The organism is Prochlorococcus sp. MIT 1341, assembly GCF_034092415.1.
Lineage (GTDB): Bacteria > Cyanobacteriota > Cyanobacteriia > PCC-6307 > Cyanobiaceae > AG-363-P08.
On the sequence record NZ_CP139304.1, the window covers coordinates 1,366,601 to 1,387,379 of the forward strand.

18 protein-coding genes, 1 tRNA gene and 1 other RNA gene are annotated in these 20,779 nt (G+C 41.4%); 10 read left to right on the top strand and 10 right to left on the bottom strand.

What is annotated here, in order from left to right:
* Positions 1 to 63 precede the first annotated feature (63 nt).
* The 3 genes from tkt to acpP form a co-directional block, all read right to left on the bottom strand.
* Positions 64 to 2,073 (bottom strand): transketolase, encoded by a 2,010-nt coding sequence (gene tkt / locus SOI84_RS06885; RefSeq protein ID WP_320673814.1) that lies wholly within the window; start codon positions 2,071 to 2,073, stop codon positions 64 to 66.
* Positions 2,074 to 2,140: 67 nt separating this feature from the next.
* On the bottom strand, positions 2,141 to 3,388 hold the full coding sequence (gene fabF / locus SOI84_RS06890; protein ID WP_320673815.1) for a beta-ketoacyl-ACP synthase II: 1,248 nt from the start codon (positions 3,386 to 3,388) through the stop codon (positions 2,141 to 2,143).
* An 8-nt stretch (positions 3,389 to 3,396) separates the two neighbouring features.
* Positions 3,397 to 3,639: an acyl carrier protein gene (gene acpP, locus SOI84_RS06895; protein ID WP_320673816.1), complete on the bottom strand. Its 243-nt coding sequence runs from the start codon at positions 3,637 to 3,639 to the stop codon at positions 3,397 to 3,399.
* A gap of 138 nt (positions 3,640 to 3,777) precedes the next feature.
* Here acpP and psaC point away from each other — a divergent pair, with 138 nt between their 5' ends.
* Both psaC and glmS read left to right on the top strand, forming a co-directional pair.
* Positions 3,778 to 4,023: a photosystem I iron-sulfur center protein PsaC gene (gene psaC, locus SOI84_RS06900; protein WP_320673817.1), complete on the top strand. Its 246-nt coding sequence runs from the start codon at positions 3,778 to 3,780 to the stop codon at positions 4,021 to 4,023.
* An 82-nt stretch (positions 4,024 to 4,105) separates the two neighbouring features.
* Entirely contained in the window at positions 4,106 to 6,010 is a 1,905-nt protein-coding gene (gene glmS / locus SOI84_RS06905; RefSeq protein ID WP_320673818.1) for a glutamine--fructose-6-phosphate transaminase (isomerizing), read from the top strand.
* 1 nt (position 6,011) lies between these two features.
* Here the strand turns inward: glmS and SOI84_RS06910 are convergent, their stop codons facing one another.
* Together SOI84_RS06910 and rimM are read right to left on the bottom strand one after the other, a co-directional pair.
* On the bottom strand, positions 6,012 to 7,466 hold the full coding sequence (locus SOI84_RS06910; protein ID WP_320673819.1) for a mannose-1-phosphate guanylyltransferase/mannose-6-phosphate isomerase: 1,455 nt from the start codon (positions 7,464 to 7,466) through the stop codon (positions 6,012 to 6,014).
* A gap of 57 nt (positions 7,467 to 7,523) precedes the next feature.
* The gene (gene rimM / locus SOI84_RS06915; RefSeq protein ID WP_320673820.1) at positions 7,524 to 8,057 is read right to left on the bottom strand and encodes a ribosome maturation factor RimM; all 534 of its coding nucleotides are present in this window, start codon (positions 8,055 to 8,057) and stop codon (positions 7,524 to 7,526) included.
* Between the two features lie 51 nt (positions 8,058 to 8,108).
* Here rimM and SOI84_RS06920 point away from each other — a divergent pair, with 51 nt between their 5' ends.
* Positions 8,109 to 8,294, top strand: a complete 186-nt coding sequence (locus SOI84_RS06920) for an NAD(P)H dehydrogenase subunit NdhS (RefSeq protein WP_320673821.1) — start codon at positions 8,109 to 8,111, stop codon at positions 8,292 to 8,294.
* 59 nt (positions 8,295 to 8,353) lie between these two features.
* Here SOI84_RS06920 and rnc read toward each other — a convergent pair whose 3' ends face one another.
* Positions 8,354 to 9,124, bottom strand: coding sequence for a ribonuclease III (gene rnc / locus SOI84_RS06925; RefSeq protein WP_320673822.1), 771 nt, complete (start codon positions 9,122 to 9,124; stop codon positions 8,354 to 8,356).
* 75 nt (positions 9,125 to 9,199) lie between these two features.
* Positions 9,200 to 9,586, bottom strand: an RNA gene (gene rnpB, locus SOI84_RS06930) — RNase P RNA component class A.
* 39 nt (positions 9,587 to 9,625) lie between these two features.
* Here rnpB and SOI84_RS06935 point away from each other — a divergent pair.
* The 3 genes from SOI84_RS06935 to SOI84_RS06945 all read left to right on the top strand — a co-directional run bounded on the left by SOI84_RS06935 (position 9,626) and on the right by SOI84_RS06945 (position 10,619).
* A tRNA-Arg gene (locus tag SOI84_RS06935) sits at positions 9,626 to 9,699 on the top strand.
* 98 nt (positions 9,700 to 9,797) lie between these two features.
* Complete coding sequence (locus SOI84_RS06940) at positions 9,798 to 10,127, top strand: hypothetical protein (RefSeq protein WP_320673823.1); 330 nt, start codon at positions 9,798 to 9,800, stop codon at positions 10,125 to 10,127.
* 36 nt (positions 10,128 to 10,163) lie between these two features.
* A complete protein-coding gene (locus tag SOI84_RS06945; protein ID WP_320673824.1) occupies positions 10,164 to 10,619 on the top strand; it encodes a hypothetical protein in 456 nt (151 codons plus the stop codon).
* 28 nt (positions 10,620 to 10,647) lie between these two features.
* Here SOI84_RS06945 and SOI84_RS06950 read toward each other — a convergent pair whose 3' ends face one another.
* The gene (locus SOI84_RS06950) at positions 10,648 to 13,170 is read right to left on the bottom strand and encodes a glycogen/starch/alpha-glucan phosphorylase (RefSeq protein ID WP_320673825.1); all 2,523 of its coding nucleotides are present in this window, start codon (positions 13,168 to 13,170) and stop codon (positions 10,648 to 10,650) included.
* 244 nt (positions 13,171 to 13,414) lie between these two features.
* Between SOI84_RS06950 and SOI84_RS06955 the strand changes: the two genes are divergently transcribed.
* From SOI84_RS06955 to SOI84_RS06965, 3 genes are all read left to right on the top strand, one after another.
* The gene (locus tag SOI84_RS06955; RefSeq protein WP_320673826.1) at positions 13,415 to 14,788 is read left to right on the top strand and encodes a cation:proton antiporter; all 1,374 of its coding nucleotides are present in this window, start codon (positions 13,415 to 13,417) and stop codon (positions 14,786 to 14,788) included.
* A gap of 88 nt (positions 14,789 to 14,876) precedes the next feature.
* Positions 14,877 to 15,827 carry an alpha/beta fold hydrolase gene (locus SOI84_RS06960; RefSeq protein ID WP_320673827.1) on the top strand — a complete coding sequence of 317 codons (951 nt, stop codon included), beginning with the start codon at positions 14,877 to 14,879 and terminating at the stop codon, positions 15,825 to 15,827.
* A gap of 38 nt (positions 15,828 to 15,865) precedes the next feature.
* Positions 15,866 to 16,714, top strand: coding sequence for a galactose mutarotase (locus SOI84_RS06965; RefSeq protein ID WP_320673828.1), 849 nt, complete (start codon positions 15,866 to 15,868; stop codon positions 16,712 to 16,714).
* Here SOI84_RS06965 and SOI84_RS06970 read toward each other — a convergent pair whose 3' ends face one another.
* On the bottom strand, positions 16,715 to 17,944 hold the full coding sequence (locus tag SOI84_RS06970) for an FAD-binding oxidoreductase (protein WP_320673829.1): 1,230 nt from the start codon (positions 17,942 to 17,944) through the stop codon (positions 16,715 to 16,717). It abuts the gene before it with no gap.
* A 13-nt stretch (positions 17,945 to 17,957) separates the two neighbouring features.
* On the opposite strand from SOI84_RS06970, the gene SOI84_RS06975 reads away from it, so the two are divergent.
* Positions 17,958 to 19,313, top strand: coding sequence for a four-carbon acid sugar kinase family protein (locus tag SOI84_RS06975; RefSeq protein WP_320673830.1), 1,356 nt, complete (start codon positions 17,958 to 17,960; stop codon positions 19,311 to 19,313).
* Here SOI84_RS06975 and SOI84_RS06980 read toward each other — a convergent pair.
* Complete coding sequence (locus SOI84_RS06980; RefSeq protein WP_320673831.1) at positions 19,278 to 20,633, bottom strand: (Fe-S)-binding protein; 1,356 nt, start codon at positions 20,631 to 20,633, stop codon at positions 19,278 to 19,280. The genes SOI84_RS06975 and SOI84_RS06980 overlap by 36 nt on opposite strands.
* Positions 20,634 to 20,779 lie beyond the last annotated feature (146 nt).

Genomic DNA, 20,779 nt, shown 5'->3' on the forward strand with positions numbered 1-20,779 from the left:
TCTAAGTAGACGTTGGCTAGGTATGCTGAATCAGAATAATTCTGATAATTAATCATTAATTAATTAACCAAGAAGAGCTTTGGCTTTGGTAATTACATTTTCTACAGTGAATCCAAATTTTTCCATACAAGTTCCACCTGGAGCAGATGCACCAAAGCTCCCCATCGTAATACTGTCACCATCAAGGCCAATATATTTATGCCAGCCGAATGATTCTGCAGCTTCAACAACCAGTCTTTTTCTTATTGAATTTGGCAATACTGCCTCTTTGTATTCTGTAGATTGCTCTTCAAAAAGTTCAACACAAGGCATTGAAACAACCCTTACATTGTGCCCTTCAGAAGATAGTTGTTTGCTTGCTTGAACACATAGATCAAGCTCGCTTCCTGTTCCTATTAAAATTAGATCAGGCTTGCTTTCACAATCAACTAGTACATATCCACCTAGTGCAACTTTGTCTATAGAAGAATTCACTTGATTTGCCATACCTTGTCTGCTTAAACAAAGAGAGCTAGGACGGTTTCGATTCTTGATGGCTACTTTGTACGCCCCACTTGTTTCGTTGCCATCACCAGGTCGGAAAACGAGCATGTTTGGAATTGCTCTGAGCGATGGAATTGTTTCTATTGGTTGATGAGTTGGACCATCTTCCCCCACTCCTATTGAGTCATGAGTTAGTACATAGATAACACCTAATTCGCTGAGAGCTGAAAGGCGCATAGAACCTCTCATGTAGTCAGCAAAGACAAGGAATGTTCCCCCATAAGGAATTAGCCCACTTTTGTGATATGCAATTCCATTGAGAATTGCTGCCATTGCATGTTCTCTTACCCCAAAGTGTAAATAACGTTTGTTCGGAGTTTCTGCTTGAAAAGATCCTGTCTCACCTTTAATGTCAGTGTAATTTGAATGAGTAAGATCTGCTGATCCGCCGATTAATTCGGGTAGATTTGGCCCTAATTCTCCAAGGCATATTTGCGAGTGTTTACGGGTTGCAAGCCCTTTGTCATTTTCGGTATAGGTTGGAAGATTTTTATCCCAGTCTTTTGGTAGTTCTCCACGTAGCATTCTTTCAAATTCTTTTGCTTCCTGAGGATATTTCTGACGGTAATTAGCTAGGGACTCATTCCATTTAGACTCAGCTAATTCACCTTTTTGAATTGCTTGCCTGAATTGATCATAGACTTCCTGAGGAATCTCAAATGGTGGAAAATTCCAATCCAGTTGTTTTCTTGTAAGGGCTGCTTCCTCCTCTCCGAGGGGAGCACCATGTACACCTGCAGTATCACTTTTATTAGGCGAACCATATCCAATAGTTGTACTTATTTTTATGATCGAAGGTTTATCGATGACTGATTTTGCTTCTGAAATAGCTTTTGCAATCGAATTGATGTCACTATTTCCATCCTTTACATGTTGAACATGCCAGCCATAGGCTTCATAACGCTTTAAAACATCTTCCGTAAATGATACATCTGTACGTCCATCAATAGTTATTTGGTTGTCATCATAAAGCGCTATTAATTTTCCTAATTTAAGATGACCAGCTAATGAGCATGCTTCAGCCGATACACCTTCTTGATTGCATCCATCTCCCATTACTACGTATGTGAAATGATCAACAATTGTTGAGTCAACTTTGTTGAATTTTGCAGCGAGATGTGCCTCTGCAATGGCTAAGCCCACAGCATTAGATATGCCAGCGCCTAGTGGACCCGCTGTAACTTCTACTCCGGCTGTTTCAAATGTTTCTGGGTGGCCTGGTGTGCGAGACCCCCATTGTCTGAATTGCTTTATGTCTTCTATTGAGACTGATTCATAGCCAGTTAGGTGAAGCAGTGCATATAGCAGCATGCAGCCATGACCAGCGGATAGGACAAAGCGATCGCGATTAAACCAATTAGGATTTTTGGGATTGTGGCTAAGAAATTTATCCCAGAGGGCATAACCCATTGGAGCGCAGCCCATAGGAAGGCCTGGATGGCCGCTATTGGACTTGTTTACAGCATCTACTGCGAGCATCCTGATGCTGTTAACGCAGAGTGTGTCAAGGGAAGCGGGCGCTGCGACCATGGTTTTAATGGGGGAATGCGTAGATAGATGAGGTTTATGGAGAGGGATGGCGGCGGTTGAAGCCCGCTTAGGACATCCTTCGGAATGCAAGGCAGACGTTGTGGCCTCCGAACCCAAATGAGTTCGACAGCACTACTTTTAGGCTGCTTTCTCTTGCAGTATTAGGCACGTAGTCCAGATCACAGTCGGGATCAGGATTGGAGTAATTGATTGTTGGTGGGATTACTTGGTGCTTTAGCGCAAGCACACATGCCACTGCTTCAATCCCACCAGACCCACCAAGAAGATGGCCAGTCATAGATTTTGTTGAACTAACTGGAAGTTGTTTGGCTTTATCACCGAAGACTTTTTTGATAGCGGCACTTTCATTGCTGTCATTGGCAGGAGTACTCGTTCCATGAGCGTTGATGTAATCAACCTCTTGGTGGTTGAGTTTTCCGTCTTGAAGGGCTAAACGCATTGCTTCAGCACCACCGATTCCACCAGGTGTTGGGGATGTGATGTGATGAGCATCGCAAGTGGTCCCATAGCCAACAATTTCTGCATGAATTGTTGCTCCTCTTGATTGTGCATTTTCAAGGGTTTCGAGGACCAAAATACCTGCTCCTTCTCCAATCACGAAACCATCTCGTTCAGCATCAAAAGGTCTGCTAGCCGAGCAAGGATCGTCATTTCGGAAAGATAAGGCTTTGGCACTAGCAAAACCTGCTACCCCAAGAGGGGTAATGCTTGCTTCGGCACCACCACAAATCATTGCATCTGCTTTTCCAAGTTGAAGCAATCGAAAAGCATCGCCAATAGCATTGGAACCAGCAGCACATGCAGTAGCAACTGCAGAACTAGGACCTTTCGCTCCCAATGCTATTGCGGCAAGACCCGTGGCCATGTTTGGGATCATCATGGGCACGGTGAAAGGGCTTACTCGACCAGGACCTTTTTCGGCGAGGACATGGGCTTGACTTTCCATCGTTAATAAGCCACCCACGCCAGATCCAATAATGACTCCAATACGTGGAGCATTTTTGTCACTAATAGTTAACCCTGAATCTTGGATAGCTTGTTTTGCAGCAATTACGCCAAATTTTGAGAATCGATCCCATCTTTTCGATTCTTTTGGCTCAATAAAGGTTGTTGGATCAAAGTCCTTGACCTCTGCAGCAAAACGACATGCATGGGCAGCAGCATCAAATAAGGTGATTGCTGTTACGCCATTGCGACCTGAAGTAAGGCCATCTAGATAGGCCTTGACGCTATTCCCGATCGGCGTTATCGCACCGAGGCCTGTGACCACAACGCGATGGAGACCCTCCACCATTGTGCTCCTTAGGATTGCTTGTCTTCGATGTACTTGACAGCATCCCCGACAGTGGCGATACCTTCGGCAGCCTCGTCAGGGATTTCTATATCAAATGCCTCCTCAAGAGCCATTACAAGTTCAACAGTGTCGAGGGAGTCGGCACCTAGGTCGTTTTGAAAGTTAGACGCAGGCTTGATTTCGCCAGCTTCTACGCTGAGTTGCTCAGCAACGATGGAACGTACTTTTTCGAGAATCTCTTCCTGGGACATATCCGTGAAGATAGGACTCCGCATCCTACGAGCTCATGGTCTGTAGTTAACAACAGTGACGGCAGAGCTGTGAAATTGTCCCAGAGGGACATTTGAGGGTTAGCGTTGATACATCCGCATATGATCCGGAAAGGAATCATGTCTCATTCAGTCAAGATTTACGACACCTGCATTGGTTGTACACAGTGCGTTAGAGCTTGCCCTCTTGATGTTTTGGAGATGGTTCCATGGGACGGCTGTAAGGCTGGTCAAATTGCAGCCTCTCCAAGAACAGAAGATTGTGTTGGTTGTAAGCGTTGTGAAACTGCGTGCCCCACAGACTTCATAAGTATTAGGGTTTATTTGGGAGATGAAACAACCCGAAGTATGGGTTTAGCGTATTGATTTTCCAATTCTTTGGATAAAGGGGGGTTCTTTTTTTCGGTTTACCCCATAAGCTCAGCCCGGCGCTGCCGGGCTTTTTGTTATGTGCGGAATTGTTGCTGTTATTGGTTCAAGGGAAGCGGCACCTTTGCTTCTGGAGGGACTAAAACAGTTGGAATACCGTGGATACGATTCCGCTGGTCTTGCAACTGTTACATCTTCCTCAAAGGGGACGGATGGAATTCTTACCTGTCAACGAGCAGAGGGGAAGTTAGTTAATCTTACTGCTCTTGTTGAGCAAAAGGGTTCTGCAGGTCATTTAGGCATTGGCCACACAAGATGGGCTACACATGGCAAACCTGAGGAGAGGAATGCTCATCCGCATAGAGATACTTCAGGGAATATTGCAGTAGTACAAAACGGCATTATCGAAAATCATCGAACTTTGAGAAAAGATCTTGAAGCTGAAGGAGTTACATTTACTTCTGAAACGGACACTGAAGTAATTCCTCATCTTATTGCAAGGGAATTGGACCGTTTGCAAATGGAAGGCCGAATTGCAAGTGGAGCAAGCTTATTAGCTGCAGTTCAGAGGGCTTCTATGCAATTGACCGGTGCATATGCTCTTGCAGTTGTTTGGTCAAAAGCTCCTGAAGCTTTAATTGTTGCAAGAAGGCAAGCTCCTTTACTTATTGGTTTAGGGGAAGGGGAATTCCTTTGTGCAAGTGATACCCCAGCTCTTGCGGGGTTTACTCGAACAATTCTTCCAATGGAGGATGGTGAAATTGCTTTGTTAACTCCTTTAGGAATTGAGTTATACGATTCTGAGGGGAATAGAAAACAGCGAAGCCCGACTTTGTTGAGAGGTTATGAGCATGTTGCTGATAGGCGACATTTTCGTCACTTCATGTTGAAGGAAATTCACGAGCAACCTGAAATAGCCGAATTATGGGTTACAAGAAACCTTCCTGAAGGACTTTCTCCACGAAACCCTGTTGCTTTGCCCTTTGACGAGGCTTTTTATGAAGGTATAGATCGTGTTCAAATTTTAGCTTGTGGGACTAGTCGCCATGCAGCATTGGTCGGTGCTCATTTATTAGAGCAATTTTCAGGGATACCAACTTCTGTGTTTTACGCGAGTGAATTTAGATATGCTCCTCCCCCTTTAGAGCCAAATACGTTGACAATTGGGGTCACTCAGTCTGGTGAGACAGCTGATACCCTTGCAGCTCTTCTGATGGAAGCTGATAGAAGGGATGCACATGGGGATAAGGCTTTTGCTTCGCGTCAGTTAGGAGTAACAAATAGACCTGAAAGTTCATTGGCAAGGCAAGTATCGAATGTTCTTGATATTGGAGCTGGTATTGAAGTTGGCGTAGCTGCCACTAAAACATTCCTTGGTCAATTGCTTTCTTTTTATGGTCTTGCATTAATGTTTGCTGCTCGCAGAAAAAGCCGTACTGATGATGAAATATTAGAACTTATAAATGAACTGAGATCTGTTCCAGATCAATTGAGGGGGTTAATCCAAAAACATGACAAGTTATCAGAAGCTATTGCTCCTCGTTTTGCTGAGACAAAAGATGTAATTTTCTTAGGAAGAGGAATAAACTACCCTATTGCTCTTGAAGGAGCTTTGAAATTGAAGGAAATTAGCTATATCCATGCAGAGGGTTATCCAGCTGGAGAGATGAAGCATGGTCCAATCGCTTTGCTTGATCCTTATGTCCCAGTAATATCAATTGCGATGCCCGGTGTTGTCTTTGATAAGGTTCTAAGTAATGCTCAAGAAGCAAAGGCGAGAGATGCACAGTTAATTGGCATTGCACCAGAAGGTCCTGATACAGAGATTTTTGACGAGTTATTAGCTTTACCTAAGGTTAGTGAATGGGTAAGCCCATTATTTTCTATTATTCCAATGCAATTACTTAGTTACCACATTGCAGCTCATAGAGGACTTGATGTAGACCAACCGAGGAATTTGGCTAAAAGCGTTACTGTTGAATAAGTCAACTTAGACGCACTTGGTTTATCCTTTTATACCTATCTTCGAATCTAACGATATCATCCTCACCTAGGTAGGCACCACTTTGTATTTCGATTAATTCCATAGGCATTTTTCCTGGATTTGTTAATCTATGCTTACACCCTAGCGGTATATAAGTACTTTCATTTTCTCCTAATAATTGTTGTTCGCCATCACGTTCAATCATTGCAGTTCCTTTTACTACTATCCAGTGTTCTGCTCGATGATGATGCATTTGCAGTGAAAGACTTTCACCAGGCTTAACTACAATTCTTTTAACTTGCCATCGAGTATCTTCTACAACGCTGGTGTAATAGCCCCATGGACGATATATTTTGCGATGAGCTTTTCCCTCTGGGCTGCCGTCTTCCTCTAGTTGTTTTACGATATTTTTGACATGCTGTGATTGACTTCTATCAGCAATTAAAATAGCATCATCAGTCTCTACAATTATAAGGTCTTTCAGACCAAGACCAACAATAAGTCGATGCTCACTTCTGATATAGCAATTTTGTATGTTTTCAGAAATAACTCGACCTAAGGAACTATTACCATTGGAGTCTTTTTTTGCTGTTTCCCATAATGCATTCCAGCTTCCAACATCACTCCATCCTGCATTTAGTGGAATAACACTTCCTAGTTGAGTTTTTTCCATAACAGCAACATCAATTGGAACATTTGGACAATTTGCGAAAGCTTCTCTTTCAAGTCGAAGAAATTCCATATCTGGCATTTCGTTTTCAAGTGCAGCTCTACAAGAACTAACAATTTCTGGCGCTAGTCGCTCTAGTTCACTGAGAATTGCACTGGCTTTAAAGAGGAAGATTCCGCTATTCCACGTAAATCTGTTATCAGAAAGAAATTCTTGTGCTTTTTCTTTATTAGGCTTTTCGAAAAAGTTCTCAATAGGCATGTCGATGCGCTCATGTCCATTAGGGGCTTTTCCAGCTTCTATATATCCGTAGCCAGTTTCAGGGCATGTTGGGACTATCCCGAATGTAACTAGGCGTCCTTCTTCTGCAGGTTTACGACCGACTTGGATTGTTTGACGAAATTCTTCGCAGTTTTGAATTAAATGATCTGCTGATAACACTAGAAGAAGAGGATCATTGCCTCTTTCGGTTGCTTGAAGGGCAGCAACGGCTATAGCAGGGGCTGTATTACGTCCAATGGGCTCCAAGAGAATGGTTTTTGGAGAAACGCTGATTTGGCGCATTTGTTCTGCAACGATGAAGCGATGATCTTCATGGCAAATCAATATTGGATCAGTGAGCCCTTTTAGGCCCTGAAGCCTTTTTTGCGTTTGTTGTAAAAGCGTTTCACCTTCAACTCCTCCAAGAGCCCAATATTGCTTTGGATAACTTGCTCTGGAAAGAGGCCAAAGACGTGTACCTGTTCCACCGCAGAGGATTACAGGGATTAGGGGTCTGATTTCCACTCTTTAAGGGATTAGTCTCTTAAGAATCGCGCAAAAAACTTCATTTTGTCGATCTCTTTATAGATCTAATAAACCCTTCGGTGGAGTGAGTTTTAGCCAGCCTTCTTTAAGGTTCACTTCTGGAACTATTTCTTTAACAAAGGGGATTAATACTTTTTTCCCATTTAAAAGCTCGACTTCTAAGAGGTCATTCCCCGCACTTTCAAGGCCTTTAACTTCGCCTATGGAGGCTTCATGTTTGTTGAGGCAGACTTTAAGACCAATTAAATCTAGAAAATGAAACTCATTTGGTGCAAGTTTAGGACGATTACCAGTAGGCACTAAGAGGCTTTTACCAATTAAGCCTTCAGCTTGATCTCGATTGTTGATTCCTGCGAGCTTCACCACATAAAGGGATTTACCTGGGATAAGTCTTCCAGAAATTAATTCGATTACCTTTGGTGGGGATCCTTTCATTGTTGATATCCAGCGCTTTCCTGCTTTTGTAAAGCGTTCTGGAAAGTCAGTACTAGGATTGACTCGAATTTGACCTTGCAAGCCTTGGGCAGCAACAATCTTGCCAATTGTCAGCCAGTTTTCAGTTTGAGACATTTTCACTAGGTTCACACGATAATGTCTTGAATGATGTTTTGAGTAGATTCCATGCCAAAAAAGGAAGTTCCAATTCTGCCTGGTTCAACTGTGATTGTGAAAGATTTATCTTCTATCTATAAGGGTTACACTGGTTTTGTGCAAAGAATTAGTTCTGGAAGAGCCGCAGTTCTTTTTGAGGGCGGTAATTGGGACAAGTTAGTTACTATTCCTCTAGAGGATTTAGAGTTGTCCTAGTTCTCTCTTGCCTGGACGACTTTCTCATTGATTCCATATGATTATGTTTTTTATTTAAATTAATCTTTATCATTTTTTGTGTTATTTCTTTTTAGTTTCTCCAGGGCTTGACGAGCTGCTTCTTGCTCAGATCCACGCTTAGATCTACCCCAGCCAAAGCCTAATGACTCTTCATTTAGATATACTCTGGAAAAGAATCTTTTTGGATTTCCATGATCAAGATTCTTTTCTTCACTTCTATAAACCGGAACCGATTTTCTTTTCGATTGACACCATTCCTGTAGGGCTGATTTGCAGTTATAATTTTCGGGATTAGCTAGTATAGATTCGCTTTCCTTGATCCAATATGGGGTCAACCATGTATGGATAGGTTCTAGATCTTCCCAATATTGATATATAGCTCCAATCAAGGCTTCTGTCGCTTCTGCTTGCAGTGTTGATTTCCCAAAACTATCACCTGCTGCTTTTTTCCCAATAATTAGTACTTCTTCAATTTTGATTTGTTCGCCCACTTCCGCGAGCCATCTGTCACTAACTAGTTGGGCCCTTAGTGCGGATCTTTCGCCTACATTCATTTTTGGAAAGTGACGTTCAATGAACTCTGAAGCCACAAGTCTCAACACAGCGTCGCCAAGAAATTCTAATTTTTCATGATTCTTTGGTTGGTTGGCAGAGGTATGGGTGAGTGCTTCGTCTATTAAATCAAGGGATTCTGTTTTTTTTCTTGAAGGAGAGTTGCTAGAAAAATGGTCAATTTTTAGTCGACGCAAAAACTCTCTTAATGCGGTTACACGTTGAATCGTCATTCTTCTTGAGCTTGAGTCTTTCATGAGATTTTTTATTAATAGTTCCCATTAGCAGAGTGTTTCTAATTATGTATCTTTGGCTTTTTTTGAGTTGAATAGGGAGAAAGCAGGTAGTAAGCCGGGTTCTGTTCGCCCCACAAAGGAGCGGGTGATCATCTATCTGGGACTACTGTTTCCAGTAGCCTCTAGCGGCTCATACTGTGGAACGAGGTAGATGGCGATTCTTCGTTCCTAGGCCTTGCTCCTAGCCGGGGTTTACCTAGCCAGCACCTCTCGATGCTGCTGGTGCGCTCTTACCGCACCTTTGCACCCTTGCCTGTTCCATGGAAATGGTCATCGGCGGTGTGTTTCTGTGGCACTATCCTCACGGTCACCCGCACTGGGCGTTACCCAGCAAGCTTGGCCATCGGGGAGCCCGGACTTTCCTCAATCGATCCTTGCTGTTAAAAAACAGCAACATTCGATCGTGATCACCTCTCCTGCTTTCAAGGTCCATAATGCCCTCTGAAGAAACTTTCTTTCAATGGGGCTGTAGCTCAGCTGGATAGAGCGACGGTTTCCTAAACCGTAGGTCGTGGGTTCGAGTCCCGCCAGCCCCGTAATGGATGATTTAATTCGTTTGAGTGGTCGGTACTACATCTGGGGGAGTGGTCAATTTCTACACTGCCGCTAGCGTTGGATTAGTGAATCAGTCTCCATGACACAGCTTCACGATTTACGGCTACGTCTTCTTGTTCAACAAGAAAGTGAGAACATTGCAAATGCTCAACCTTCAGACTTGGATCTTTCAGTGGTCCAGGCAAGGTGTCTTTGTTGGCTTGCCCTTTTGGCTGAGGCTCATGAGGATCAGGCCAGCGATGCTGAACGCAGGGGGGACACTGAGCAAGCCATGGGTTGGTTTGCAGATTCAATGCGACTTAGAGATGTGATTCAAGTTGTTACTACCATTGAGATCCCTTTGCCTGATTCCATTGAAGGTGATCCATCAGAGGGCGATTCTTTTGATGATTCCTCGATGGCGGCATAGTAGATGTCATGATAGTGAAGAGCTATAGGGACTTCGGTGCCTCAAGAGCCCTGCCAATGCCCTGACTGTCAAAAGTTTTATCGGGAGCATGATCGATTAATTCGAGAGTTCCCAACCTTGCGGCAGCAACAAGAACTCAATTGGGCTGCTTTGCAGTCCTTCAGAACTCTTGCAGGAAGAGTGCTTGAAGATCTCCAGAAACATCATTCACTCGAAAGTAGTGAATCTGGGAATGATCCCTCTTCTGACGACTCAAATACGCAGGATGTAGATGTCTTGCAGCAAGCTATTGCTGATCTTGAAAATATTAATGCTCACCTCTATTCAGTGGAAGCACTTATGGAGAGAGTTTTTGATGTAAAAGTTCCTGAAGAGGTTGAAGGAAAGTTTCGGGAATTAGCGGGTGAGTTAGCTCCAGACCCATTGAATGTTGATCGATTGCGATTGAATAGGCTTTTGCATCAGACTCCTGACTTGCCAGATAGAGGTTGATTTTTCTATTTTTTAAAACTCTTTTCAGTCAACGTACATCACAGGTAATTTCTACTGGAAGAGGCTCTACTTTCCAAATCTTTTCGCAGTATTCACGAATCGATCGATCTGATGAGAAAAAACCCGATCTAGCAGTATTTAGTAATGCCATTCTGTTCCATTGTTCTGGGTTGTTCCACGCCTGACTGACATTGTCTTGAGCCCTTAAATAATCTGCAAAATCAGCCATTACAAAAAATGGGTCTTCTCCTTTTAAGTTATTGAGAATTGGACGAAATAGATCTCCATCACCATTACTAAAGTGGCCAATTTCAATTAGACGAATTGCTTCAGCGAGTTCTGGTAAAGCTTTGATATATTCGCTTGGGTTATAACCACTACTGCGAAGTTGCATGATCTCAGATTCTGTTTTTCCAAATAGAAAGAAGTTCTCTTTGCCAACAAGCTCACGGATCTCAATATTTGCGCCATCTAGTGTGCCAATAGTAAGGGCACCATTCATTGCAAATTTCATATTTCCAGTCCCTGAAGCTTCCTTTCCTGCGGTTGAAATTTGTTCAGATAAGTCCGTAGCTGGATATACTTTCTCGCCAAGCTTTACATTGTAATCTGGAAGGAAGATAACTCTTAATAGGCCATCCATATCTGGGTCTGAATTAATAATATCAGCGATGCCATTGATTAGTCTGATTATTAACTTAGCCATATAATAACCAGGTGCGGCTTTGCCGCCAAAAATTATGGTTCGAGGAGCTATAGCTGTTGAAATACCATTTTTAATTCTAAGATATTGAGCAATTATTTGTAGAGCATTTAAGTGTTGCCGCTTGTACTGATGTATTCGTTTTACTTGTACATCAAACATGCTTGCTGGGTCTACTAAGACTCCTGTTTGCCTATGAATATAACCTGCTAGCTGTCTTTTACCTAGAAGTTTAGTTGCTCTAAAATCAGTTAAAAAATTTGTGTCATTCACTTTTTCTTCAAGCTTTTTAAGCAGTTCCATGTTAGTAATCCATTCTTCCCCTAATTGTTTATCAAGTAATTCAGAAAGAGCTGGATTTGCTAAAGCAACCCATCTACGGGGAGTAACACCATTAGTGACATTTGTAAATTTATTGGGCCATAACTTTGCGAATTCAGGAAATAACTGTCTTTTAATTAAATCAGAATGTAGAGCTGCTACACCATTTACTTTTTGAGCTCCAATTGTTGCTAAGTTTGCCATTCTAATTGCTTTGCAATTATCTTCATCAATAATTGATAATTTTCTAAGGATTAAATCATTTCCTGGATATCTTAGCCTGACTTGTTGTAGAAATCTTCGGTTGATTTCATAAATTATTTCTAGATGACGAGGTAAAAGACTTTTGAAGAGATTTAAATCCCATTTTTCTAATGCTTCTGGTAGAAGAGTGTGGTTGGTATAAGCGACTGATTTTGTTGTTATGTCCCAAGCTTTGTCCCACTCAAAGTGATGAATATCGATAAGAAGACGCATTAGTTCTGCAACTGCAATTGCTGGGTGCGTGTCATTAAGTTGAACGGTCCAATGCTTTGGAAAATCTTCTAGTGGAAGAGATCTTTTGTCCATGCTCCTCAACATGTCCTGCAAAGAGCAGCTCACAAAGAAATGTTGTTGTTTTAATCGAAGTCTTCGTCCTTCATCTGTTCCATCATTTGGATATAAGACTTTAGAAAGTGTTTCGGATCCAACTTTTTCTTCAACTGCTCCGTAATAGTCTCCAATATTGAAGGCATAAAAATCAAAGCTTTCTGTTGCATCGGCCCTCCATAGCCTTAGCCGATTACAAGTGTTGACTTTATATCCAAGCATTGGCACATCGTGTGGAACCCCAATTGCATGTTCAGCGGCTACCCAGCGAGAACGATATTTTCCTTTCTCGTCAATGTAATTTTCAGTATGTCCTCCAAAGCCCACTAAACATGATTCATCTGGTTGGGGGAGCTCCCATGGCCATCCTCCTTTGAGCCATTTATCAGTTACTTCCACTTGCCAGCCATTCCGTATTAGTTGATTAAAGATTCCAAATTCGTAACGGATTCCGTATCCGATCGCAGGCACTTGAAGACTCGCAAGAGATTCCATATAGCAAGCTGCTAGACGTCCAAGGCCACCATTGCCCAGGCCAGGTTCTTCCTCTACCTCTAAAATATGATTAAGTGATTCAATACCAAAACGGTTGAGTGCCTGCTCTGCTTCTTTTTGAATACCAAGATTCAAAAGGTTGTTATTTAGTTGTGGACCAATTAAAAATTCTGCAGATAAATAAGCAACGCTTTTTTGAGGTCTTGCTCTAATTGCTTCAAGAGTTGCCAAATAGCGCGTCATCAGACGATCTCTTATGGCATAACTCAAAGCCATGTATAGATCATGAAGACTTGCTGTTGGGGCAAGCTTTCCTAAGGTAAAAAAAAGGTGTTCTGTCATGCCATCAAAGACGGCATTTGCATCGATTCCTGCTCTCTCTGGGTCTGCGTAGCAGCCTGGGGTTGGAAGACGCAGGTCTAATGGCTCGGAATTGCTCATGAAATGCTTAGAAGTTTTCGCAGGGTTGATTCACTTGAAGGGTGGTGTGATTTAGAGAATGCTTTCTATTAGATCAATCGGTAATTTTCAAAAGACGCTAGCTCTACTTTCGTAATCAGTTGGCAAGTGACATCAGATCAACACTTGATTAGATGTTGATGATTATCGGAATATCAACTGACTACCATTTTCAAGTCACTCGGTCACGTATGTTTCTTAACTGAGAATTTCAAGAACAGACCTCATGTGTTTTCCTCCATTCCTTTCAGTACTAAGCACCCATGATGTAGAGGTCGCTGAAACACTGATTGGGGTGATTAATTTCTTACTTATTTTTGTAGCCGCAAGAACCTTTGCAGAGGTCTTAGTAAGGCTCAGCTTGCCTACGATTGTTGGTGAATTGTTGGCAGGGGTTGTTATAGGTGCTTCTGGATTGCATTTACTTATGCCACCTACTACTAATGCACAATTGAATGAAGGGTTTGTAAATTTGATAAGTTCATTGGCATCTGTGCCACCTGAAGCAGTACCAGATCTTTATTTTGAAACTTTCCCATCACTTCAGGCTGTAGCAACTCTTGGTTTATATGCATTGTTATTCCTTACGGGCTTAGAAAGTGAGCTCGAAGAGCTTGTTGCAGTTGGTGTTCAGGCATTCACAGTTGCAATGGCTGGAGTGATTCTCCCGTTTGCTTTGGGAACTTTTGGGTTGATGTTTATTTTTCAGGTTGATTTGATTCCGGCAGTGTTTGCTGGGGCTTCGATGACTGCTACGAGCATTGGAATTACAGCTAGTGTTTTTGGTGAACTTGGTTTTCTCAAAACTCGTGAAGGGCAGATAGTTATTGGTGCAGCAGTCCTTGATGACATTTTGGGAATAGTTATTCTTGCAGTAGTTGTGGCCTTGGCGACTGGCGGAGCCTTGGAGATTGCGCCTATTCTCAAGCTGGTAGGTGCAGCCACTTTATTTGTGATTGGAGCAATCGCTCTCAGTAGAACTGCTGCACCTGGCTTTGATTGGTTACTTGAGAGGTTGAAAGCTCCAGGGGCAGTGGTTGTTGCCTCTTTTGTCATTCTTGTACTGAGTTGTTTTGTCGCGACGGCTATCGGATTGGAGGCAGCATTAGGAGCCTTCGCTGCTGGTTTGATTTTGAGTAGCTCAAAGAACAACCATGCGATTCAACAGTCGGTGCTTCCACTGGTTTCTCTTTTCGCAACAATCTTTTTTGTGTTAGTCGGAGCTGGAATGGATCTGTCTGTGATCAATCCTCTTGATCCAACTAGTCGTTCAGCACTTGTGGTGGCTGGATTTATGTTGATTGTTGCGATTGTGGGCAAAATTGCTGCAGGTTGGTCTTTCATTATTGATAAACCTACAGATCGGCTGGTTGTTGGACTAGGAATGATGCCCAGAGGAGAGGTTGGTTTGATTTTTCTTGGACTTGGGACTAGTGCTGGCTTATTAACACCTTCTCTTGAGGCAGCAGTTTTATTAATGGTTATAGGTACCACTTTTCTGGCACCAGTCTTACTAAGAGTTGTTTTAAAGGATAAAACCCCTGGAGGAGGTAATTCCATTCCTGACGATGTAGCCGCAAATCCTGTTGGTCTTGTCTAAAGTCCATATCTCTGAGTGGATTTACTGTGGTCTTCCGGGACTTTGGTCCATAGTTTTTTCACCCTTTTCACAGTTAGCTCATTTTTGAATGTCTTCTTTAGTTGCCAGTCCAAATTCCCCTTGGAGTTATTTAGGTTTTGACGTCTTTTCAGTTAGTAATACCTCTGAAAATCTCACTTTAGATAGACCTTATAAAGTTAACCCAGCAGTCTTGCTAGTACATGGTTTTGGAGCATCCACAGACCATTGGCGGCATAACATTCCATTCTTAGCAAGAACCCATGAGGTCCATGCAATTGATTTACTCGGTTTTGGTAGGAGCGCTAAGCCTTCTGAATTGAATTATGGAGGAGATCTTTGGAAGGATCAGGTTGTTGCTTATGTAAAAGAACGGATTGGAAGACCAACTGTAATTGTCGGGAACTCTCTAGGCGGATATGCAGCACTTGCAGCAGGGGCTGCACTTGATACACAATCCGCTGGTGTTGTTTTGCTTAATGCTGCAGGTTATTTCAGTGATGAAAAGTTTGCGCCTAAGCCGAAGGACCTGAATTCGAGAATTCGCCGAATGATTCTGAAAGGTTTGTCTAGAGATATTTTGGTGAATTGGTTAATTTATCCATTAATACAACGTCTGATTTTTGAGAACTTACGTAGACCTGCGGCGATTAGGAGAACTCTTCAGCAGGTTTACATTGATTCAACCAATGTTGATGATGATCTTGTTGAATCAATCCATAGGCCCTCTCTCGATCCTGGAGCATTTCAAGTCTTTCGAAAGGTTTTTCAAGCAAGGGGTTTACAGGGAAAGCCCTTGGATGCATTGTTTAATGATTTGAAAGCTCCTCTTTTATTGCTTTGGGGTGATAATGATCCATGGTTGAGGAATGCTAAATCTAAACAAGATAAATTTCGTTTGTTTGCACAAAAGGCCTCTTTAGAATTTAAAGAAGTCCTTATAAATGCAGGACATTGCCCACATGATGAAGTGCCCGACAGAGTTAATGAAGAAATGCTTCTTTGGCTTTATCAGAAATAAAGTAATTCGAATAATTTTTTTACTTTCAGAACCAAATTATGATTTTTTTGAAGAAAGATTTACCTTACGAACATTGGGAAATATCACAAGAGGATACTGGTAACCGATTAAGAATAGTGCCTGAACGTGGCGGTTTAATTACTCAGTGGTTTTGCAATGGTCGTGATGTCATTTATTTTGATGGAAATAGGTTTTTACAAAAATCTAAAAGTGTTCGCGGTGGGATTCCTATTCTTTTTCCTATTTGTGGAAGTCTTGTCGATGGATCTGTGCAATTACTGGATCAATCTTTTTCAATACCACAGCATGGATTTGCGAGGGATTGTAAATGGGAGCTGACTCCTACGAAAGATCAAAAAGGTGTTCTGCTTAGCTTGACTGAAAATAAAAAGACATTATCTCTTTTCCCGTACCATTTCTTAATTGAGATGGAGATATTCCTAATGCAGAGTTCTATTGACTTTAAGATCACAATTTTTAATAGAAGTGAAGATATGATGCCTTTTTCTTTTGGTTTACACCCTTATTTTAAGGTAATGGACTTGAAAGAAATAAAAATCGAAGGTTTGTGCTCTAAGTGTATGAATCATTTAACTATGATCGAAAGTGATACAGAACTTGAACTTTCTTATTTAGAAAAGGGAATCGATTTTCTTTCTAGTCCACTAGAGACAGTTACTCTGGTTGACTTTTTGGCGAATAAAAAGATAAAAGTTCTTTTTGAAAAGCCAATGGACCTAGGTGTTATATGGACAGATCCTCCAAGAAGTATGGTTTGTATAGAACCTTGGACTAGTCCAAGGAATTCATTAAACACTGGCGACCGCCTTCAATTTATTAAGCCTGGCTGTAAGCAAGAAATGAGATGTAGCTTTCTTGAATGTTGATTAACTACTTACTCCAGGCAGTCTACCTATTGCAATTTGATTCTTCGGATCAAATTGTTTTTTAATAGCTTTAATCAAAGCTGCCGATGGTGAATTGCTCCAAGCGCTTATTCTATTAATCGTGTTAAATGGTTGAATTAAAATGACAACTTGACCGCCTAACTTTGTTATTTTATTCCTGAGTCTACTTATATCATTTGTTGACTTTAAGTAATTGGATGTTTGCGAATTAACTTCCCAACCTTCACCCAGACCTGTTCCTGCTCCGAAACGCCATTCCCAACAACTTAGAGAATTCAGTTCTTCACTGTTTATGAGTTCTATGATCATCGATGGGGGCATATTTATACGTAAAAGAAAGTTAATTTTTCTAGTTGAAAGGTTTTCGCTTGTATTATCTAGATTGGGAGGCCCATCCCATTCTTGATGTTGAGTTTTTAGTTCGTGCTTATTTGCTAGTCTTTGTATACCTTCTATTTGATCTTCTAACGCTTTATTGGTAACACTTGCTAAGCCTAATTGCAAATGCCATATCTTGATAGTTTCTTTTTTCCAGTCAATATATTCAGGTGTGAAACTTGAATTAAGTAGCTCAGAACGGAAGGATTCGATGTTTTGCAATTTGCCATTAATAGTTAAATAGCTATGAGCGGATTTGATTGGTTCAGTTCTTAAAGTTAATTGTGTAATGAATGCCAAGCTTCCCCAACTTCCACAAAGTAATCTCATTAAGTCATATCCAGCAACGTTTTTGACTACTTGGCCACCAGCATGTGCCTCTAATCCATCACTACGTATTAGCCCTATCCCAATCAATTGATCGCGCACTCCTAAATGTTTTTGCCGCAAACTTCCTGAAAGGCCCCTAGCAATTAATCCACCAATAGTGCCAGTGCTTTTGGGTTTCAATATGGGAGAACTACCCCATGGCCAGTCAACTGCAAGCCATTGACCTTTTTCAGAGAGTGTTTTTTGCAGCTCAGTTAGCGATAGGCCTGCTTCAACCGTAATTGTTAGATCATCTATTGCATGATGGATAATTTGATGTATTCCTCGAGAGCTGATTGCTTGTGAATCTCCATTGATGGGAGGCCCCCAATTCATTCGAGTATTCATTCCACAAGGATGCCAGGGCTTGTTTTCTTTATGGAGCTCTGCAACAAGTTCAGCTAGCTCCTGTGATGATGTAGGTGCCATTGCCATGGCATTTTTTTGTGATTCTTGATTCAAGGCACTTGGTGTTATGAAGATTGTTGTGATTGACGATGATCCGACTGGATCTCAGACGGTTTATGGATGCCCTTTGTTGCTTTCTTGGGAGTTGAACGTTCTTAGAGAGGGATTGCGAAAAAATACACCATTAATGTTTGTATTAGCTAATTCACGGGCTTTGCTTGCAGAAGAAGCCTCAAAGCGTATTAAAGATATTTGTTTTGCTTTGAAGGAGGCAATTAGAGCAGAAAACTTATCTCAAAGCGAGGTTTTGTTAATTAGCAGAGGTGATTCTACTTTGCGAGGTCATTGGGTTCTTGAGCCAAAAGTGATTGCTCAGGAGTTTGGACCCTTTGATGCAACGCTACATGTGCCAGCTTTTTTTGAGGGAGGTCGTACAACAATTAATGGCGTTCATTTCCTTGATGGCGTTCCTGTTCATATGACTGAATTTGCTTCAGATCAACTGTTCGGATATAGCACTAGTGACCTCGCAAATTGGTTGCAAGAAAAAAGTCAAGGCTCAATAGTTTCTTCAACTGTCAAGAAGATAACTCTTACTCAGCTTGATTCTGCTGTTAATAGTTCCAAGGGAAAGCAAGATTTAAAAAGACTTTTGGACTCTTTTACTGATAATGAACATGTGGTTGTAGATGCCCTTAGATCAGAACAACTTTGTGCTTTGGCAGAAGTAGTTAGAAGTTTGATAGGCAAAAAACAATTTTTATTTCGATCTGCAGCTAGCTTTATCAACTCCCTTTCGGAATTAGTTCCAAGCATTTTGCCGGAAAATGAAATCTCTTCTCTTCGACGCCATGATTCATTTGGCAATTCGTTGCCAGGAATGGTTCTTGTTGGTTCGCATGTGAATTTGACTGACTTACAGCTAGAAACACTTCTTGAATGTAATCAATGCATAGGGATTGAATTGCCTGTTGCTAAGCTTGCCACTATATTTAAGACCGAAAAGAAAGAATTACTTGTGAAGGATTTAGAGTTATATTTTACAACAAGAATTCAAGAACTTCTGACAGAAGGCAAGACACCTGTATTGTATACTACTCGTGGAGAGATATATTTTTCTGAAGTCAAACAAAGATTAGATTTTGGATATTTCCTGGCAAGAATGATGGCTAGAGTTGCAGGCTCTATAGCTCCTAAGTTGGGCTATTTGATTAGTAAAGGTGGTGTTACTACAAATGTATTGTTGAAAGAGGGGTTGGATTTAAAATTAGTTCATTTGAGTGGTCAGATCTTGCCTGGACTTTCAATTGTTATGGCTTCTAGTAAAGGCAGTGTATCGGATTTACCTATTTTGACATTCCCAGGGAACCTGGGGAATAGAGAGACATTAATTCATGCTTGGCGAATTATAGAGTCCTGCTGATTTGGCAAGTAATTGCATGGGATGTACCACTTTTAAACTATTATTCAAATGACGACGAATTTGTAGTGTGCATCCTATATTTGCGCTTGATATTATACTTGCACCTGTCTTTTTAAGGTCTTTTACTTTTATTTTACCAAGTTCATTAGCTTCATTAGGCTGTACCAGGTTGTAGATTCCTGCACTCCCACAGCAAACCCCTATTTCTTCAACTTCACGGATTAAAAGATTAGGGATCGCTTCTAATAATTTCCTTGGTTGCTGAGAGATTTTTTGACCATGAATCATATGACATGGATCATGATATGCAACTTCATATGGTTCGCTGATATCGATTGAATCTCCCAGAGGTTGAAGACTTTCAAGAAAACTTTTTTGCAGTCCTTTTTTAGTTAGAAATTCATGTATATCAAATACAGGGACTTTGAAAGTATTCTCTACACCGAGAAGTTTCCCATAGGCTTTCATGGTATGTCCACATCCGGAAGCTGCGATTAAAACAGCATCTATGGCTGGTAAAGGGTCTGACTCTGATTGATTATCTGGTTTTCCAAAATTTTCTACAAGTGTTTTACCTAGCTCGATAGTCTCCTTCATGAGGCCTTGATGGTGGGCAACAGCTCCACAGCAGCCTTGTTGTCTAGGAATGACAACTTCAAAACCATTGGCTTGTAAGACTGCAAGCGTTGCTTGGTTAACCTCCGGATCAAAGCAGCGTTGAACGCAACCTAGAACAAGGCCCACTCTGCCTCTATAAGGTCCTTTTGATGGATTAATTTCTGGGAAACTGTCTGCAAAGCTTGCCTCAATTAGAGGAGGCATTAAAGCTTCCATCGCCTCAAGTTGTTTGCCAAAAAGCTTTATAAGACCAAATTCACGAAGCATTTTTTGAAAACTACTGCCTGAATAATTTCTCAAAGCAAATAGAATAGTTCGTAAACGTTTCGGATATGGCAGAACTTGTAGAAGTAATTTTCTAAATAGATTTTGACAAGGATCTCGCATTCCTACTTCGTTCAATTTTGGTCTTATTGATTCTATTAACTCGTCATAATGTACTCCTGATGGGCATGCACTTACACAAGCAAAACAGCCTAAACATGTGTCGAAATGATGTGCAATGGTTGCATCTAGTTGAACTTCTCCATTTTCAATAGCTTTAACAGTATGTATTCTTCCTCTAGGTGAATCCATTTCAGTGCCCAAGACTCTGTAACTTGCACATGTTGGAAGGCAGAAGCCACAATGTATGCAAGGGTCTAGTACGTCTGAATCGAAGTATTTATTTGTGGCACTTGATGATTCTCTCTTTCCGTCCATGATTTATTTGTATGTATTAGGTTTAGATAAATTAAAATTTTATCTGAGATCTTTAAGATGCATTCCTGATTGTTACTTTTTTCTGTGTTTCATTCCTTTAATACTGTTCTCAAGCCTCTCTAGGGAGTGTTTTTTTGGTTATCGAA

Coding starts and splice junctions, on each gene's coding strand:
- SOI84_RS06965 (WP_320673828.1), top strand. CDS start 15,866: ATGATTTTTTTGAAGAAAGATTTACCTTACGAACATTGGGAAATATCA.
- rimM (WP_320673820.1), bottom strand. CDS start 8,057: ATGTCTCAAACTGAAAACTGGCTGACAATTGGCAAGATTGTTGCTGCC.
- SOI84_RS06920 (WP_320673821.1), top strand. CDS start 8,109: ATGCCAAAAAAGGAAGTTCCAATTCTGCCTGGTTCAACTGTGATTGTG.
- glmS (WP_320673818.1), top strand. CDS start 4,106: ATGTGCGGAATTGTTGCTGTTATTGGTTCAAGGGAAGCGGCACCTTTG.
- acpP (WP_320673816.1), bottom strand. CDS start 3,639: ATGTCCCAGGAAGAGATTCTCGAAAAAGTACGTTCCATCGTTGCTGAG.
- SOI84_RS06960 (WP_320673827.1), top strand. CDS start 14,877: ATGTCTTCTTTAGTTGCCAGTCCAAATTCCCCTTGGAGTTATTTAGGT.
- SOI84_RS06980 (WP_320673831.1), bottom strand. CDS start 20,633: ATGGACGGAAAGAGAGAATCATCAAGTGCCACAAATAAATACTTCGAT.
- SOI84_RS06975 (WP_320673830.1), top strand. CDS start 17,958: ATGAAGATTGTTGTGATTGACGATGATCCGACTGGATCTCAGACGGTT.
- tkt (WP_320673814.1), bottom strand. CDS start 2,073: ATGGTCGCAGCGCCCGCTTCCCTTGACACACTCTGCGTTAACAGCATC.
- fabF (WP_320673815.1), bottom strand. CDS start 3,388: ATGGTGGAGGGTCTCCATCGCGTTGTGGTCACAGGCCTCGGTGCGATA.
- SOI84_RS06940 (WP_320673823.1), top strand. CDS start 9,798: ATGACACAGCTTCACGATTTACGGCTACGTCTTCTTGTTCAACAAGAA.
- psaC (WP_320673817.1), top strand. CDS start 3,778: ATGTCTCATTCAGTCAAGATTTACGACACCTGCATTGGTTGTACACAG.
- rnc (WP_320673822.1), bottom strand. CDS start 9,124: ATGAAAGACTCAAGCTCAAGAAGAATGACGATTCAACGTGTAACCGCA.
- SOI84_RS06950 (WP_320673825.1), bottom strand. CDS start 13,170: ATGAGCAATTCCGAGCCATTAGACCTGCGTCTTCCAACCCCAGGCTGC.
- SOI84_RS06955 (WP_320673826.1), top strand. CDS start 13,415: ATGTGTTTTCCTCCATTCCTTTCAGTACTAAGCACCCATGATGTAGAG.